This window comes from Bradyrhizobium yuanmingense (assembly GCF_900094575.1).
Classification (GTDB): Bacteria; Pseudomonadota; Alphaproteobacteria; order Rhizobiales; family Xanthobacteraceae; genus Bradyrhizobium; species Bradyrhizobium yuanmingense.
This window is the reverse complement of sequence record NZ_FMAE01000015.1, coordinates 23,783-41,894: the sequence shown is the minus strand read 5'-3', so window position 1 is coordinate 41,894 and position 18,112 is coordinate 23,783. Positions and strand designations below refer to the sequence as shown.

The 18,112-nt window shown below is 57.7% G+C and carries 8 protein-coding genes and 3 pseudogenes; 5 read left to right on the top strand and 6 right to left on the bottom strand.

Translation table 11 applies throughout. From position 1 onward, the window contains the following. Positions 1–1,032: 1,032 nt before the first annotated feature. A pseudogene (locus GA0061099_RS34525) lies at positions 1,033–1,303 on the bottom strand (alcohol dehydrogenase catalytic domain-containing protein); the annotation flags it as partial. Between the two features lie 662 nt (positions 1,304–1,965). On the opposite strand from GA0061099_RS34525, the gene GA0061099_RS34520 reads away from it, so the two are divergent. Next, a complete protein-coding gene (locus GA0061099_RS34520; RefSeq protein WP_074448283.1) occupies positions 1,966–2,565 on the top strand; it encodes a GNAT family N-acetyltransferase in 600 nt (199 codons plus the stop codon). A gap of 450 nt (positions 2,566–3,015) precedes the next feature. On the opposite strand, the gene GA0061099_RS34515 is transcribed toward GA0061099_RS34520, so the two are convergent. Continuing rightward, positions 3,016–3,267: a hypothetical protein gene (locus tag GA0061099_RS34515; RefSeq protein WP_141697718.1), complete on the bottom strand. Its 252-nt coding sequence runs from the start codon at positions 3,265–3,267 to the stop codon at positions 3,016–3,018. A gap of 1,170 nt (positions 3,268–4,437) precedes the next feature. On the opposite strand from GA0061099_RS34515, the gene GA0061099_RS34510 reads away from it, so the two are divergent. After that, on the top strand, positions 4,438–5,109 hold the full coding sequence (locus GA0061099_RS34510; protein WP_036030755.1) for a hypothetical protein: 672 nt from the start codon (positions 4,438–4,440) through the stop codon (positions 5,107–5,109). 708 nt (positions 5,110–5,817) lie between these two features. Continuing rightward, positions 5,818–6,123: a hypothetical protein gene (locus GA0061099_RS34505; protein WP_036030545.1), complete on the top strand. Its 306-nt coding sequence runs from the start codon at positions 5,818–5,820 to the stop codon at positions 6,121–6,123. Between the two features lie 3,711 nt (positions 6,124–9,834). Here GA0061099_RS34505 and GA0061099_RS34490 read toward each other — a convergent pair. Further along, positions 9,835–10,465: pseudogene (locus tag GA0061099_RS34490) on the bottom strand (FMN-binding negative transcriptional regulator). Between the two features lie 97 nt (positions 10,466–10,562). Then, complete coding sequence (pdxR, locus tag GA0061099_RS34485; RefSeq protein WP_074448282.1) at positions 10,563–12,044, bottom strand: MocR-like pyridoxine biosynthesis transcription factor PdxR; 1,482 nt, start codon at positions 12,042–12,044, stop codon at positions 10,563–10,565. 663 nt (positions 12,045–12,707) lie between these two features. On the opposite strand from pdxR, the pseudogene GA0061099_RS34480 reads away from it, so the two are divergent. Both GA0061099_RS34480 and GA0061099_RS34475 read left to right on the top strand, forming a co-directional pair. Next, a pseudogene (locus GA0061099_RS34480) lies at positions 12,708–12,827 on the top strand (IS481 family transposase); the annotation flags it as partial. Between the two features lie 319 nt (positions 12,828–13,146). Continuing rightward, entirely contained in the window at positions 13,147–15,480 is a 2,334-nt protein-coding gene (locus GA0061099_RS34475; RefSeq protein ID WP_081493060.1) for a S9 family peptidase, read from the top strand. An 875-nt stretch (positions 15,481–16,355) separates the two neighbouring features. Here the strand turns inward: GA0061099_RS34475 and GA0061099_RS40590 are convergent. Beyond that, the gene (locus GA0061099_RS40590) at positions 16,356–16,703 is read right to left on the bottom strand and encodes a hypothetical protein (RefSeq protein WP_141697717.1); all 348 of its coding nucleotides are present in this window, start codon (positions 16,701–16,703) and stop codon (positions 16,356–16,358) included. 101 nt (positions 16,704–16,804) lie between these two features. After that, entirely contained in the window at positions 16,805–17,602 is a 798-nt protein-coding gene (locus GA0061099_RS41895; RefSeq protein WP_050996205.1) for an ABC transporter substrate-binding protein, read from the bottom strand. Between the last annotated feature and the right edge of the window lie 510 nt (positions 17,603–18,112).

Here is an 18,112-nt window from a genome sequence, read left to right as displayed (position 1 = left end):
CCCCAGAAAGATGTGACGGGCCCACCGTTAGGCAGTGCCACAAGACTAGCGGTTCGACCACACCGTCAAAGTCGATCAGTGCCGTCTTCGGTTTTGACGGGCTCTACAGGAGAGTACGCTTTGATAGACAAATGAGAAAAATCGGCGGCTGAAATACACCCGCGATGGGACGTAGATGAGTGCGGCTGACACATCGTCTCATCCTGCCAAATCTCGCCGTCGACCCAGCAGACTCCACTCGTCAGACGCTGCATCACGGGTAATGCAGCGTAGGAGTGTGGTCTTGCCGCACCCTGGAGGACGACAAATTCCCGTGAGTCCCTCGGCGTGAACGCTGAATCGCAACCAGCGAACAGTTGCGGGAGATCAGCTGAACGGCGACTGCGATAAGCCCAGCTCTGCTTCCTCACGTGCCCCCACCTGGGCCGTTTACTTCTACAAAAATAACCACAACAACAGTCAGAAAGGCAACAATCAGAACTCCGCAGAGGATAGCTGTATTGCTTGAGCGCGGCGTCTCTGCAGCTAGGAGATTAAAAGGCGGGGCGGCAGGATTGCACATCCCGTACGTCACAAGGGGGACGTTAAGCCTATCAGCGCCATCGAGGATATTGACAGTCGGGCGTTGGGGCGTGCGGATCATACATATAAGGCTGGGTTCCAGCCCCGCGGAATTGCCAGGCAGCTTGACCGGCCGGAAGTTGTCCGCCGGTTGACCGGGTGCGGCTAGCGTCGTTTGGCTGTCGTAGGGGCCGCCATTCCTGAAGCTTGGTAGCACCTCTCGGGGACCATTCTGCTTGAATGTCGCCACAGCTTTGACGCTCGAAGGACTTGCGCCAGCGGCAGCACTCGTTGCGTCTGAAAGTTCAGGTGCAAGCAGCATCAAAGCCAGGTGGAACAAGATCAATCGGATCAGCCTCATTAGAATTCCGAGATAGTCGCTGCGGCCTGCGTTCTTTGCGCCAGCTCCTGCTCGTTATCCAGCAATTTACGTGCCTTCAGAAATGCGGTCCGGGCGGCCTAGGCCAGACCGTGCATTGCGATTAGATAGCCTTCTCCCGTCACACGCTGGCCGTATGCAAGGCCTTGAATGGCCGAGCCGAGATCAACTCTTTCGCCCGCGAACTCGTGGCCCACCACCATGGGCACAGGCACCGTTTTACGAGCCCACTCGTCCCAGCGGAAAATATGAATATCCGTACCGCAAATCCCGGTCTTCTTGTCCCTGACCAAGAGATCAGTCGGTTCGATCATGGGCACGGGTTCGTCGGGGCTCAGACTTCGCCTTGACGAGCGCCTTCATGTTAGAAACCTTACGCTTTATTTGATGCAGAGCACTGCGATCGCGCGCGTTGCGTAGGCATCAGTGGCGATGGCGCAATTGCGTGAGGCGGCGCGAGCGGAGACAGCAAATTCCATACCAACGTCCGGTGGAATCGCTGAGCGGCTCTGCAACTTGCCGTGAGATTTTTGACACGATATGGGCCGAGCGTTCCTGTGGGCCGAAGGCTCGGACAGATTCTTAGGGATCGCCGGCTTCGGCGGCTGTTCTGCCCGGCCAGCGATCCGCCCAGCTCAACAGGATCATCCCGCGGCGCGGCTCCCGCACCTCACCGGCAGTTCGCGGGGCTCCGCGGCGGCAGGAGAGCGAAGGATCGTTGAAAGCCTCGTGGGGTAAATGCCGAGCGTCTGAAGAGTGAACCATCTCACTCAACGTTGTGCGGTTATTTACCTTCGGGTGGCTGTTGCGCATCAGCCAGCCCGGGCTAGCGCTTCGCAACCGCTAGCTCCCCGACAGCAACCGCGTCCCCGTCCTGTCCCGACATTCCACTCCAAGAAGCAAGACGAGCCGCACAATTCTTTGGCCTGGCTTTTGCTACCGCACTTTTTTTGGCCACGGTCGGTGCATTCAAAGCGCTAGATCGGTAGGGCCACAGTTCGGCACTGGCAGCGCAAGGAGGCACTATGCAGTCCGCCAATGGGGATGCACTATCGATCAAGACTATCGATCTTCAGGACCACTCGAGAGTCCTTGCGATCCTAACAACCGCATTTACGATGTGTCCTTTGTTGAGGTGGCTGTACCCTGAACCGCGGGAGTACCTGCAGCATTTTAACGGATTTATTAAGCATTACTGCGGCAGTCCATATTCGAGCGGCGCATACCTAAACGACGGCGACAAGGGGGCCATCTTATGGGACACAGCTGGCGAAAAGCGCGACAACACTAGCATGATGGAATTCCTTCTAAAGAGCATTCCTGCGCACCGGCGTTCCGAAACCGAAAGAGTTTTTGAAACGTTCGGTAAGTACCATCCGCATCAGCCGCATTGGTATGTCACTATGGTAGCCATTGATCCCATACATCAGCGATCAGGGCTCGCAGGACATCTTCTTCGGCACGCAACCGAGATCTCAGATGCCGCGCAGAGACCTGTGCACTTGGAGGCGACCAGTCCGCACGCGATGCGACTTTATGCTCAACAAGGTTGGAGTGTTTTGACGGAAGTCCAGGTCGGCGGTTCTCCACCGTTCTTCCCCATGTTACGCCAACCAAAAGCGTGATCGCTTGAACTGTGCGTAGGGGCCTCTTGATGCTTGATCAACAACACCAAAGAAGCATTGATGATCAATTTGAGACTATGAAGGCAGCGAACGGATCAATCCTTGATTATCCCTTCGCTAAAAGGATTCAGCTACGAATCGTTGTGGCATTTCGTGACTGCGTTAAGATTGACGAATTACGCCCCTTGATATGATGCAGCCGTGAGCGGACGATGCGAAAAAGTGGACGCGCATCATTTCAACCCGCTCAATCCTGGTGGGCCTGAGGCTTACAAAACCGGGGGGCGAAGGCGACAACCGGAGAGGGCGGCTAATAGAACTTCAACCAGCCTTCCGGACGAGGCGCCTGGCGGCATCATCGCTTCAGTCGCCCGTTTAAGTCCACGGCAGATGGCTAGAGCGTGAGGAAGAGCCAACCGGCTCAGCCCAATCGAGGCGACCTCATTCGGTTCACCTGATGGTACCGACACCGTCTTCCACCGTGAGTGTGCCGTGGCAAGCAATATGGTACTTGCGCCCAACAACAGGCATCTCGTCTGCCTGGGAGAATGACGGCACGTTGATCGAGAGCTCTTTTACGAGGACTTCCTCATATGCGCCATCTCTCTCCATGATCACGCGCCATCTCCATTCGCCGCCCGGGCTTTCATCGGCCATTGTGTTGTAGCGGAGGCGAATCAAAGTACTCATTGAAGTGCCCATGGAGATCATCTCCGACGCGAGAGGTCGAAGGAAGCCATTGCCTTGTCCCAAAACGAGGGCGAACAAGTCGTCAAGCCCAGGAAGCCTCTCCGCTGCCAGCGCCCTCTTTCGGAGTTTCAACTTAGCTGCTCGAAGCGCCTGTCCAATACATACAAACGTTTGTGCGGACCGATTTCGGTAGATGGCTCCAAAAGAAGCGCGCACGCCGGCAATCTCGCAGTTCTCATCGTGGCCTGCACGCGGGGTTGCCACCGTAGCGATCTTTGCGGCCGCGTCCAGAAACCACGAATGCGATGCGTCATGATCGCGTCCTGGGACTCGCCGCGCCTGATATGGCCCTCACATTCCGGGCACGCACGGGAGCTGCCACAGGTCCGGGCGCCAGCCATGGGAACACCTTTCATTCTCGCGGATAAAACCTGGCTCGTCCGGGTCAATTTGCGTCAAGTCCGGGAGACGTTCTCGATGTTCCCAGTGGCGCTATCATCGTTGCCGTTCCGTGTGCCCAGGCGTGCTCCATCGAAACCCCGCCTGTGCATTGCTCCGAGCCCGAATTGGTATCCGATTTCACTTATCTCGAAAACAATCGGCTATAACCGGCAGCCTTAAAAGGCAGGACAACGGAGTTGGGCTGCTCGATCCGGACGCTCGGTCATAACCTGACGCTCCTACCGCCGAGAGGCTACACGAACGCGTATTGGCACAAACCCGAAGCGAACTACGGCAACAATCAGACCAGGCTCAATGTGCTCCTGGTGCCCTTTCCCTATGCCATCCCTCCAGGTTGCTTCCGCGGCCGAGTGAATCGCGACAAGAAGGGAAATAAGAATCGTTGGGGACGTTTTCGCGTCGACAAAAGTGGCTCCGCCCGGAGGAGGCACACCGAGCGCCACCGATGAGGAATGGAGCACTGCAGAGGGTGATGTGATTTCGTCTTCTTCATCGATCGGCTGCTCGCAGAGACGCGTCGAAAGCGAAAGCCTGCGAACGGGATCGTTCTGCCGGAATACGCGCTCGACTGGAGCACGCATGATGCGTTGGTTAGGCACGTCCGCGATCACCATCCTTCGATTGAGTTCGTGATCTCGGGTGTGTCTAGGGACTGTAACGGCCTTCTCGGCAACTTCGTTGTGGTCTCGACCCCCTATACCAACAGCTTCGGCGAGAGAGTTGCGGCAACTCATTCCAGGCGCAAGCATCATCGTTGGCGACGGCCAGCAGATCGAGTCCTACGGCTTACAAGACGAGCTGTCCACGAAATGCGTGTGGTGGGAATATCTGGAGATCGGACATCGCATCATCCACATGGACGTTTTCCGCAACCGGTCTGCTTTGACAGCCGTGATCTGTGAAGACTTGGCTCGCGTCGACCCTGCGCTGTCGCTGATCCGATCCCTCGAGCCCAATCTCGTGTTTGCGCTCCTCATGGATGGCCCCCAACTCGCTTTCCGCTGGCCAGGTTCTTACGCTGCGAGCCTCACGGATGATCCCGGCTCGTCGGTGTTGACCATAACCTGCGCAGCGCTCATCGACCGCTCGAACGCCTCCCGGAAAGCTGCCGGTTTGAAGCGGGGGCCGCGGAGCATCGCGCTCTGGCGTCATCACCTCCGCGTGGGAAGTGCTGCGCCTCCCAATCAAGGAAGGCACCAGCTCACGTTGCTGCCGAACCAACAAGCCCTGGTGCTCCAGCTCGACAGCAAGCCCGCTCCGGAAATGACGGTCGACGGCCGAGCCAATTCCGACACCACGGCCTGGTACTACCGGAGCGAGGAAGCTATCGCGATTCCTCGGAAAGAAATAAAGCGGGAAGGGTGGAACTGGATCGTCGACGGAGTGAAGTAAGCGGTTAAGCTGCACGACGTATATCGGCCGATCAGGATCCATGCGCTCTCGCGCGCGACAGGCTGGTCTCGAGAACTTACCACCGAATTTGAAGACGATGAACCTGACCGGCGACGGCAACGCATTCTCGGAGCCCTCGATCCGAAGCGAAGCGCATCTTGGCGGAGGCTGCGGCCGAAGAGCCGTCGCGCCGACCGAGCGATGGTCCCGCCTCGTTTGTAAGAGGGAATAACTGACAGCAAAGTCCTGCTGATTTCTGCATTCTTGTTCTTGCTGGTATGCGAAAGTTCTGGAACGGTCTTCTGGCTTCCTCAGACCATTGCCTCGTATTGCGGGACCTGACTGCGCTGGAGTCGGCCACCCTTCGTCATGTCTTATGCGCTAACTGGAATGGTCATGGTCGTCTAAGGCGCCATTCCGGCGGAGCGCGGGAACGGGCCAGGGACGGCCGGCTTCGGACGGCTGAGCGCCACCCCGCGGCGGAGCCGCCGAGACCACCATCCGCCTGAAAGCAGACGTCTTGTTAAGTGTGAACGCACGTTAGACAAAGCCTGGTTTCAATACGTCCTATCTAACATGGATTAAGGGCTTGCCGCGTTTTCCCGGTCCGTTGTAGAATCTTCTTCGTGTGCGGATTTCGAGGGAATAGCTTCCGTTCAGCTCCGGATTAAGCAAATTCATTTGAAGAATTCTGTGGGGGACATTGCGATGGCTAAGCCTTCCGTTTCCCGTGACGCCTTTCGTAGCTTGTTCGCCTTTTATGCGGCCAAGGCCCACCACGATCATAACGGTGTCGCCGAAGCCCGGCTCCTGAAGCTATTTGGATCGAGCGACCACATCCCGGACGGGCTGCTGGAGTTGTGGTCGTCACGGACCGAGCTGATTGGCCCTGAGGCCGTTGGCAACATAATGTCACCACTGGCTCATCAGATCCTGGACGGCGGCGCACAATATAATCACGCTAGCGACTTCCTGCATCGATTGCTGCGAGAGTTGGACCGAGAGGTCCATTAATAGCAATTGCGAGATTGGTTGGACCGCTCTTTTGGGTAGCCGGGCGTGATCGTTTCGGCCATGCAATGAGTACACGCGCACACTCGGCGGCGTGGCAGGCCCTCTAATCAGGACAAGCGGTCGCTTCGATCTTCATTCGACGTTGCACTTGAGAAAACGGCAACGAGCCGATCCCCTTCCCAAAGCTCAACGTCGTGCTCGCCATACATTTGCTCGGCCCGACATCTCGCAGCCTCCTCGTCGACGCAGTCGAGCTTCGCCGCGCATATCAGTCGCCTGCTGCTGTCCACCACGAGCACTCTGTACCGCATGATGACAGTCCCATCCCAAAGGAGCCTGTCATCCTAGTCGAATGTTCGTGTAAAGCAGCGCCAAAGTAAGTGCAGACGCGCGGAACCTTTGTGCGTTTGGCCACTTGGCTATGCCGCTCTTCCGTCACACCGGCGCGTCAGGTATCCTGCCCAGTGTAGCGCGCTTCAGCATCGTCATCTCACCGGGTGCCGAAGCGAGCGGCTCGAGCTTAAGATGGGAGCATCCCCAGCATCATCAGCGGTGCGCCAAACCAAGTTGCCGTCCGACTCGCCGCCTCGCTATCAGCCTCCGGGAGAGTAAGCCGATCGGCATGCTCGGAGGTTCGAACGAAGTCATCGCATCGTTTGCCGGCGCGGCCGCGAGAAGTTGCTCAACATCGACTTGGCTGGGCGTGGAGCCGATAGGCCTGCGCAGAGATGGGGGCCGTCGACATGACAGCGGTGTGCGGAACAAGATCGGACGCAGCATCAGCTACCTTGACCTCGGCGTGAGGCGGCTGAGAAGGCGCGGCCGGTGCGGAGCGCAGCAACTCCGCGCCCGCACCAAGGGTTCGGCTCTGCCTGGGCCCCGCCGTCCCGCTCTCGTTTAAAGCTGGCGGTGCTATCTTTGGCCAGGCGCCGCCGAATGGTCTTTTTCAGCTTCGCGGTACCCTCAGTTAGGAAGCGGCACTTCTGGTGCCTCTCCACCGATAGGCCCAATGCTGGCCGCAGGGGGGCGAGTTGCTCGGGTCCCGCCCATTCCGCTTGCGTCAGAGAGGTCGGTGCGGGTTGGCGTGCAGGAGTACTGAAGAGATCCCGCAAGAGAATTGGCGGATGCAGAAGCCGTTGAAAAGGTGTCAAAAAGAAACGAAACTGACGAAGCACAATCGCAAATAGCCGGACATGGAAAGATCCGGTATCGCGCCCCGACGGGGATGACCCTTCGCGCAGACCTAGGCAGCCATGGGGGGCAAATCTGGCCGTGCGATGAAGTCATTTGCTTCTGACGTGAGATCTGGGTTGAACGTAAGTCCCTTCCAGCAACTCTTTGCAAAACAAAGCCCCTTCGTCGTTTGGTCGAGCTTCCGGAGTGAGCGGCAGACATCATGTCATTGAGGAGCCGATGTACGGCTTCAATCGGTATAAGGGCGTGGTCGGTCGGTTTCCGCAGTCTCGTTTGAGGTCAAGCAACGTCGCGCCCGTCCGATCTGTGCGTCGGTAGCGCCTTGATTACGAGCGTACATCTCGGGCACCGGTGCCGATATTTCGCGACGTAGTATCTGACCTCGCTGCAAGATATGCGAGTTGTGGGCCTGTTGGTGACGCGAAGCGAATGCTTCGGACCCCAGCGCAAAGCAGGTCTGGCTCGCCCACGCGGCGCAAATCAAGAATCGCGCCCTGGTCAAAGTGCCGGGAAACTGGCTGCAGAGGGCAGCTGCTCGTGAAGCGACCTGACCCGGCTTCGTATCAATGTCGAAGCGGGGACGGGGGATCGTTGCATTGAACGGGAGCTGTCACCGCCGAACAACTCTTCTTCTCCGCGCGCCGTTCTGGATACGCCGACCAATCCTTCTCGCGTTAGCGGCTCGCAGGCGTCGCCGGAGCGCCTGCAGTTCCCCAAATAGTGCGATAAGCCCCTCGACCCGTTGACGCAGAATGGCCGAATAGTTGTAAACCTGACGTCGATTACTCATTACTGCCTCGAACAATGACTATTGAAACAATATCCGGCGAAAGCGGGAAGAGCATGCAACCGGAGGTAGGATCATACAAGCCGAAAAAAAGGGCAGGATAAAGCTTGAAGGACCCATCGACACCAAAGGGGTTGTCGTTGCGGGTCACCTTCGCTTTGGTTTCGGGTCAGCTTCGTTCGAAAGTCGGTCGACTTGGGCCAGGTTGCGGGTCTGATGCCGCAGCACAAGGATGGACACTTTTTGTCGGTTCAGGCGGGGTGCTTACTTCCCTACTGATTGGCCGGGTGCCCGCTCAAGAGGCGGCCGAGGCTTGCCCAGCCCCGTGGTCCCGGAGGGAGCCTCGCCACCAGCTGTGCTGCTCCCAAGCCGCTCAAACGTCGTGACGAATGCCGCGAAGGCGGCGACGATCACGGCAATCGCGAACAACAGGATCACAGGGTCGGGATTCCGCTCAGTACTCATGAGCAACTCCACTCAGGTGGCCCGGCAGCCCAACTAAGCTCCGCATCGCGCCGTCTCAGCTTTCGCCCGAGAGCTTCGGTCCGAGCGTCTCTCCAAATATCGATGTGAGCTTGCAAAACGCGGAGTTTATTACAGGTTCAAAATATTTGTTGGTCAATCCGGGGCGTTGGTTCAGATCTGTCTCTGTTCTTGGGTTAGCGCTTCGAACGCGCGGGTGCTCCCCGCGAAGCATCATTCTGATGCTGGGCGGCTCTTCGACTGAATGTCCTTAGCGCCGTCGGCGACGAGAGCATGTGGCAGGTTTACTGACATAACCCGCCGGCTAACTGCTGCTTCGACGTTGTTGAAGTCACTGCGGTTGCGAGATCGGGAGGCCCTACCATCCACCGGCTGCGAGCACCACCACGTGCGCGAAGGTCGCCGATACGAGCGGAAAGCTAAATCGAAGAAGGCGTGCCGCCGATCTTAGAGAGGGAGCATCCGCCAGCGATGGATGCGAGTAGACTGGTCCAAGCCACAAATCAGCCCCTGCGGCTGGGCTCTTTACAGGCTTGCTACTTGGCGCAACACGACGTCGCAGCACGCGGCTCGAGCTTAAGACAACTTCCAGGACCATCAGAAGCAGGCCCTAGGTCGCGGTTCAGGCATTCCGTGGAGCTCAGCCTCATTTGAAGACCATAACGCGAGAAAAGAAGAAAACCGGCAAGATCTGATCGAAGAGCTTGAGGCGGCGATCAGAAGGCTCAGCGGTATCGCAAAGTCGCTGGAGAACCTTTCCCTGTAGGTCGGCCGGTCGGTTCGTTAACGCGCACCAAAGTTGGCGACGATCTTCAACGGGTATAGTCCATCAGTGTAGTGTCGCGTTGGCATCTACTAGATACGGCGATTCCAACGATTGAGAGGAATTCCCCCCCGTCATGGTCGCGCCGATGACTAGATTGGTGAAGCTTGGTACGCTGCCATAGGATGACGTGCCACCGATGGCGCCTTGGGTGGTGTAGGTGTAGTTGCTGGCATTATAAGACCAGGCCGCTTTGACGCGTCCGCGCTCGCCATGACGAGGGCGGTGAGTGAACAAGCCCACCGAAACCTAGACCGAAGCTCGACACCAAATCTTCACCCATGCAGCCAGCAAGCGTTTCGCGCGACGATATAGAGGATGCCAGGTCCCGGCGTGACGGCCACGAGCATCGCCGCTGCCAGGAAAATGAAGAACTGGACCCGAACACAGCTCGGCCTGGCTTTGCGGTCTGAAGCGTCATGGCTCAGGCCAGCGTTGGGACCATGATGCTGACTTCCTGATCGCGCGGTTCTTGGCTCGCGGCAAGGCCGGTGGCGACACCGATACGGTCGGCAAGAGGACGGTTCTGGCTCATCTTGCGCTTGCCCTCGAACTTGGTGACGGGAATGCGGATTCCGACAATCCCACGCAACTGGGCGGCGATGAAAATCTGCCGGAGCGTCGCTGACAGACCAAGGTGTCACCCGTGAGCCCTCATGGATGTTCGTCAATCGGGTAACTACATCAAGCAGACGTTCGTTATCTTCGAAGAACTCAACCGGACCGTAAGCATGGACGGCGATGTAGTTCCACGTCGGCACTACCTTTTCGGTTTCCTGCTTGGTGGCGTACCATGACGGGGTCACGTAAGCTTCCGGACCCAAGAAGACGGCCAGGGCTTCGCCGATCGGAGCCGCGCGCCATTGCGGATTGGCCTTGGCGAGGTGGCCATACAGAACTCCCCGTTCGCCTTCCGTCGGGTCCAGGAATAGCGGAAGTGGTGTTGCGAGCGGCCCTTCTGCCGTCGCTGTGATTAGGTTCGCCAAGCGTGCGGAGCTGATGGTCGCTCGGATGTTCTCGATGTTATCAGCTCGGAAGGCGGGGGGCACGTACATAGCGCTTCTCCGTTCTCCGCTCCGGAATAGCCCAAGCCCGGTACGTTTAGAAAGGCCAGTTCGTTACGATGTCGCTGGTCCAGTTGTTTCGCAGTTATCACCGTGAACGAAACTGGTCCCTCGCTTGCGCCAGGAGCTGGCAGCCACGCTCAATCTGATGAGCCTCCAGCGCGGCATAACCCATGATGAGCCCGACGAGGTTTGGTCCGCGCCGGCGGTCCGGCTGACGTTGATCGTACAGGGGCGAGATGGGGTAGACGCCAACCCCCTTTGCGCGGGCTGCTTCGATCAATGCTGCTTCGGACTTCTTGGGCAGATCGTCGAACCAAGCGACCAGATGCAAGCCGGCAGCGTCACCTTCGACTCGGATTCGCTCGCCAAATCTCCGCCGCAATGCCTCGATCAGGGCTCGCCGGCGCTCGTCGTTGCGCCGCCGCATGCGCCTGACATGCCTGTCGTAGGCGCCCGTATCGAGCATCGTCGCGAGTGCCTCTTGCTCGATGAGAGATGTGTGTCGGTCCATGATCTGCTTGCCGGCGCTGAACGCGAACTGCAGTTCAGGAGGCACCACGACATAGCCGATCCTCAAGGTAGGCGAGAGTGTCTTGGAGACGGTCCCAAGATAGATGACGTGCTCGCTTTCTTCGAGAGCGTGCAGCGGGAGCACAGGTTTCGTGTCGTAGCGGTACTCGCTATCGTAGTCGTCTTCGATCACGTAGGCCTCAACCTTCTTGGTCCAGGCGAGCAACTGATGCCGCCGCCGGATCGGCATGACACCGCCAAGTGGAAATTGGTGCGAGGGCGTTACGTAAGCGAGACGAGCTTCGGCCCTTGCAAGCCTCGCCGTGTTCAGCCCGTTTGCGTCGACCGGAATTGGCACCGCAATAGCTCCGGTCGCCGAGAGGATGTGCCGCGCCATAGGGTAGCCGGGATCTTCCATGACGAACCGATCTCCAGCGTCAAGCAGCAGCCGAGCACACAAATCGAGCCCTTGCTGTGAACCGTTGACGACGATGATCTGATCGATCTCGCATCGTACGGTCCGCGAACGCCAGAGATAGCCCTGCAGTGCGGTCCGCAGACGCAGCGAGCCACGTGGATCATCGTAAGTCAATGTTCGGGGTCGCTGCGTGATCGCAGCGGTTACGGCTCTCTTCCATGCTGGTACGGGAAAGTCCAAGGGTGAGAGATCACCATAGCAAAAATCGGCAACGAGATTACGAGGTTGCTCGGTTGAGCGTGCGACGACCTGTCGCAAACGTTCACCATACCGCGAGACTCGTGCCTTGCGTGTACACGACCCTGCTTTCGTGCCTGTGCGCCCGGTCTCGACGGCAGCCTTTGCGACCCGTGGGCGGGCGCCGTGGCGGGTCTCGATGAATCCCTCAGCCGCCAATTGTTCGTATGCGACCGTCACCGTTCCGCGCGATACTCCCAGCTCTTCGGCGAGAGCGCGGGACGAGGGCAGCGACCCATTCGAGCCGTATACGCGCCCCAGGATCTGATCCCTGAGCACTTCATAGATCCGACGCGCTCCCATCCGCCCGACACGGTGTGACGGCACCTTAATCTGGACCATATGAACCTAACCATAGAAAGCTACTGGCTAGACCGGTCTGCGCCCGTTCGGCTCCAAAACCAAGCTGGTTCAATCGAGGTGGCCGCGCAATCTGAAAAAGCTCCACGAACTCCTGACCGTCTGTATTCCGGCGTGCCCCAATATCGGTCTCGATGAAGTCTATTGCCGACTGAATTGCAAAGAGCCTTCCGGGTTATGTGCTCAACAAGGCCGGGACTGCCGTTGTTGAGACGATACCGACAAAGTTGGTGGCATTGTCGTGCTTGAAACCAAGTTCAGGTGCTTCTCGGCCTCGGGCGACTGGAGATTCCATCTGCTTTGATTGGCCCGCCTCTTGCTGAGTTCAGGCAAGTCGCAGACGCGATCTCCCATGTGACTCTTTGAGACCAAATCCAGCCCTTCGTAGCTTCCGTCCAGTTCGCAAGAGCTTGGCCGGCCAACCCAGTCCAGGACATGCCCCTTAATAAGTCGCTCCTCCTAGCCGCATCACTCTCCCTGACTTGCTTGTTCTCCTCGGCGTTTCCCCATACCTTAGTGGCCAGCGTGCCGGCAGGTGATCCTTTTCTCACCGACAACGTGATCCAGTTCACCTTCCCCCCGCGTTATGCGGTCGGCCCGAGGGTAAGATGCGCGACGCATATGTTCGACATGCGCTGCCAAGACAACGGGATCGAACATCGGCTGATCAAGATCAAGCATACCTGGACCAATGGCCAGGTCGAACGCATGAATCGCACGATCAAGGAAGCGACCGTGCAACGCTACCATTACGATCGACACGATTCTAGATGCCGGCGATCATAGCGATTGAGGATGCGTCATCCGTGACTGATGATCGTATACTGGCAGTGAAGTCTCGCTGGCTCACCGTGTCCGAGTTCAGACACGCGGGGCGCATTGGCGTTCACTGCAACGTCATTTAGAGGACATCTACATCTAAAGACCAGACGGATACACATTGCGCCTCGCCGGCATGATTTCTGCTGCTGTTAGCTTCGACATGCGTGCGGGGTCCCGCACAATGAGGACCGCTGACCAAGTCATGCATAAGCGCGGCGTCATATATAAGATCGGCGGTTTGATGATCGCTGTCTTAGCTTAGCTGGAGGCGGCTGCCGTGAACAGGTCCAAAGGCAACACAGAAAACGAGGTCCTGCGTCCTTCCGATTACAATCGAGCGCTTACGATAAACGATCAGCATGCCAGACTGATGATCAATGCTCCGGAGGTACCGTTCTGGCTCGCAGATGGTGCGTCGTTCGCCTATCGATTGACGAACAACGGCAAGCGCCAATTCGTACTCGTGAATGTTGTCAACGGCAGAAAACAGGCAGCTTTCGATCATCAGAAGCTAGCTTCTGCGCTGAATCGCTTGGGCCACAAAGATGCTAATGCCGATAATCTGCCATTCGACCGTTTTGAGCTCGCTGACGATGGTGGCAGAATAAGTTTTGAGATTGAGGATACAGCTTGGAGCTGCGAACTTATAAACTACGCGTGCTCGAGCGAGACAAAGCTTTCCGCAAACGACCAGCAGAGCCCATACGATGATACGCCACCTGTGGAGAATGATCCTGAGAGCGCCAGCGTGTCGCCTGACGGGAAATGGCTCGCCTATACCCAGGATTACAACCTGTTCCTGCGCAGCAAGGACGGCTCGAAGGACATTCGTTTGACTTGGGACGGATCTGAATGCAACTACTACTCGTTCTCGACGCTGAGTTGGTCTCCAGACTCGCGTCGCCTCGCAGCTTACCGCGTCCGTCCGGGCCACAAACGGGAGGTTCATTACATCGAATCATCCCCACGCGACCAGCGCCAACCGAGGCACTGGACGATGACTTACCCGAAGCCCGGCGATGCTCTGGCACTGCCACAGCCGGTGCTTTTCGACGTCGGTGATCGTCGCAAGATCGCAATCGACAATGCGTTGTTCCCAAATCCCTATGACCTCTCTCCCATCCGATGGTGGAAGGACAGCCGCGGATTCACCTTCGAGTACAATGAGCGAGGCCATCAGCTTTACCGGCTCGCTGAGGTCGAGGCGGCCACAGGCACCGTTCGAACTCTGATCGACGAGCGCAGCAACACGTTCATCGATTACCAACCCCTAAGAATGGACCAGTCAAATACTGGCAAGACCTTCCGGTACGACGTTGAGGACGGGCGTGAGATCATCTGGGCCTCAGAACGCGATGGATACGAGCATCTGTACCTGTTTGATGGATACACTGGCGAGCTTAAAAACCAGATCACGCGTGGAGCTTGGGTAGTCCGTTCCGTCCACTACGTAGATCCTATCAAGCGCCAGATTTGGTTCAGTGCAAGTGGAATGAATAAGGGGGAAGATCCGTATTTCGTCCACGCCTACCGCATCAACTTCGATGGCACGGGACTGACGTCGCTCACGCCCGAAAGGGCGAATCATCACGTCCAGTTCTCGCCAGACGGCCGCTATTATCTAGACTTATGCTCACGCAGCGATCTCCCGCCGCGCCTAATGTTGTATCGAACCATTGACAACTCGGAGCTCGTGCAGGTCGAGAGCGCCGATATTTCCGCGCTCGTAGCCGCTGGCTGGCAGCCGCCACTGACGTTCCATACAAAGGGCCGGGACGGCGAGACCGAAATATGGGGGATTATTCATCTCCCGATCAACTTCGACCGAAGCCGCCGATATCCGGTCATTGAAAAGATTTACGCCGGGCCAACCGGTTCTTTCGTTCCGAAGTCTTTCTCACCTGGCGTGGAACCGCTCACACGGCTTGGATTTGTTGTGGTTCAAATCGATGGAATGGGCACGAACAATCGGTCGCGTGCGTTTCACGACGTTGCCTGGAAAAACCTGAGAGATGCTGGCTTTCCCGACCGAATCCTTTGGCACAAGGCGGCGAGCGCGGAGTTTTCGTGGTACGACATCTCGAATGTCGGCATTTTTGGTGGCTCGGCCGGCGGTCAAAACGCGGTGAGCGCACTGCTCTTTCATTCCGATTTTTATAAGGTGGCCGTCGCCAATAGCGGTTGCTACGATAATCGTATGGACAAGATCTGGTGGAACGAACAGTGGATGGGATGGCCGGTCGGTATTGAATATTCGCAGTCTTCCTCCGTCGACAACGCTCATAGATTGCAAGGTAAGTTGCTGCTCATCCTGGGCGAATTGGACCGCAATGTCGATCCATCCTCTACATTTCAACTAGCTGACCGGCTTATTCGAGCAGGAAAATACTTCGACATGCTTGTGGTGCCAGGTGCGGATCACGGAACGCCGGGGTCTTACAGTCTGCTCAAGCTCCTCGATTTTTTCGTTTTGAATATCCTCAGACAGACGCCGCCTAATTGGAATGACCCATCTGTTGGCCAGCCAAAGAGCCAGGAGGCTCTATCATCGTGCGAAGAGTCAACAGCTGAAGGCTGCCGAGACCGGCCAAACTGACTGGAGACAGAGGCGCTGGGGCCATCAGCATCGCATGTAAGCGGCGGTTGCCAATGGGAAATAGTATCGTTTGTCGAAGTAGCTGCTCTTCCAGCGACTTGACAGCCGTTCGGAAGGGGCCGTCAGTGACAAACTGATGCTGCCTGTCTCTCCCCGTCACGTTTCCATGGTCAGGTTGATGATGGCATCTAACGCCCCCGTACGAACGAGTCGATCTCGCGCGCATGGCCACCAGAGAGCAGGGCGTGAAGCTTCCCGCTCGTTGACAGCCATGCCGATGCTAAAATTTCGCCTCTCCTCTGGGGGCAGCGACTGAGTTATCCGGGCGCGAGTGCCAGGCCTACAAGATGGCAAAGAGGCAGGCGCGCTGTTTGGGCTCACGCCAAAGATATACCAATCGAGAGAAAAGGACATCATGGGTAGGATTACGCTGGGCAGCGACGAATTGTTTGAAGCCGCCAACGTTCTACTATCGCACATCACGCGATTCTGAAAGCGTAGCGCTGGGGGAAGGACGTCGCCGAACGGCGAGGCTCTAAGCGCGCAAAGTCGCCTTGGCACGTAAGCCGCAGTGATCTGATCTGCCACTGAGTATTGCTCCAGCAAACTCGTTTGTTGGCGAAGGATATGTGCTCGCCGATGTAGATTTCTCCGCTTGCGCGCCGTGAAGGATGCCGTCGACGACGAATTGGTCCTTGTGGCCGCGATTGAGGCGTTGGTCGCCGGGCAGAGCATGGAGGAAGCCATCTCGCGCGCTCACGCTTAGCCAGACGCGGGAGTTGACGCAAATCTCATTCATTCGCGCAGGAGCGCTGCGGACGAGATCCTCGCGTTTGTGAAAGCCTGGGAGAACAGGTTGCCCGTTGTGATCCTTCCTACGAAGTAATATCGAACACCCGTCGTGTATGTCGCAAGACAAGTATCGCCACGCTGCAGGTGTTCCGGGTCGCCAGTCGCGTGCCTGCAGTCCAGCGGAAGAGATAAACGACCTCCGCGTCGATACCGGCCACCTTGGCGGCAAGCGACGATGCCGCAGAAAATTGGATGCAAAGCGCGGCCTTCAGTTCTTCGAGCACGAGCGGGTGCAGCGGCTCTTTTAGGTTTACACCTCCGATGTCCGCGCCGACGTGGCCGGTGAGCGGATGAACGGCAATACTGCGCGGGGCCGCTGCCGGAGTATTTGAGGAGGGCGAGGTGGGCTTTTGAAGAGTTGACCTAACCATAGTGGCTCCTTTGCTAGCGAGGTTCGTTCGATAGCCTTCGAGAGACTGAAGTCAGGGACAGCGGATTTTCCCGGTACGGCCGTGTTCGTGCGCGGCACGGATCATTGACCGACCCTCTCAGTGGCTTTCGGCTGCTCGAGAGGGCGTGGTGTCACGCCGTCGGCGTTGTTCTGCCAGGCGATAATCGTGTTGAACCGGCCATCGACATATGGCGCAATGCCGATTCTCTGTTTGAGCGCGCCGGTGGCGAACAAGCCATCCGAGATCTGCTGGAAGACCTGGATGGACTTCGCATCGATCGGGTAATACGCGCCATGTCCGGCAGCATCGTCCAACCACTTGCCTTGCTCGAAGGTGAGGCCTTCTTGCTTAACGTAGTTGGCGCGTATCCACCCGTCCGGGTTTGCGCCTTGCCAGTTGTAGAACGCAACCGCGCGGCGCACGAAGTCAACAATTGCGGCGGTTTTCGCGGGGTCATCAAGCAAGGCCTTGCGGGTGAGTATGACGTTGACGCCCCTGTTATGTCCGCGGCCATCGGCGATAATCGGTGGCTTGCCGATCCGAAAATATTGACCTCCGATGACGATCGCCGCATCCACGGATCGGGACGCGAAACTCGGCGCGACTTCAGTTCCGGCGAGTGGCACGCCCTTTACTGATGACGCACCGAGGTCAAGACCGTTGGCATGAAGAATGCTGGCCAGCACCATGTGACGACCAGAACCCGGAGGATAAGCGACCGTCCTCCCTTTACGATCGGCCACCGCTTTGATGCCTCTGTCCGGCTGTGCCACCGGGTAGTACTTCTCAGGGCTTCCCGGATTGGCATAAAAAAAGCCTGTAAGCCGCGACATGGTCGAGAGCAGGTCAAGCGCGACGATGGTGCGGAACGCAACCATGGCGCATGTTGCGCCGCCGGGTCGGAAGGGCCCGATGTCAGCTCATCGACCAGCTGCCCGGAATACACCGGCGTGAACAGGTCGGCCGCCGTTGCGCCGACAAAGCCGACGAGGATTTATGGCACGGAAAGGCTGCTTCAGCCAGTGCTCCAAGACAAACGGGAGCACCACGCCGATCGCATGGGGAGTTCGTCATCTTGAACAATCATGACGTTCGCGATTGTGCTGCACGCTGCTAAGATCCTTTCGATCCCGACGCGATGTCCCCAATGCGTGGCGCTGCCGTACGAGGCGACGTGTGCCCAAGGTCCAAGAGCTGCGATCGAGAATCTTCCACCCATTTCACCCCTCTTTGCGTAAGCAGTTTAGCTGAAGCGGCTCAAGCTTTGCGGGTTCTACAGCATGAGAGCAGCGATCTTCGTCGTCCGCTGTGCGATCCGTTCGAGAGTTTGTGTGAGCCATGCATCGGATTGACAACATTCATCTTCACCTGTCTGCAGAAGCGTGGCG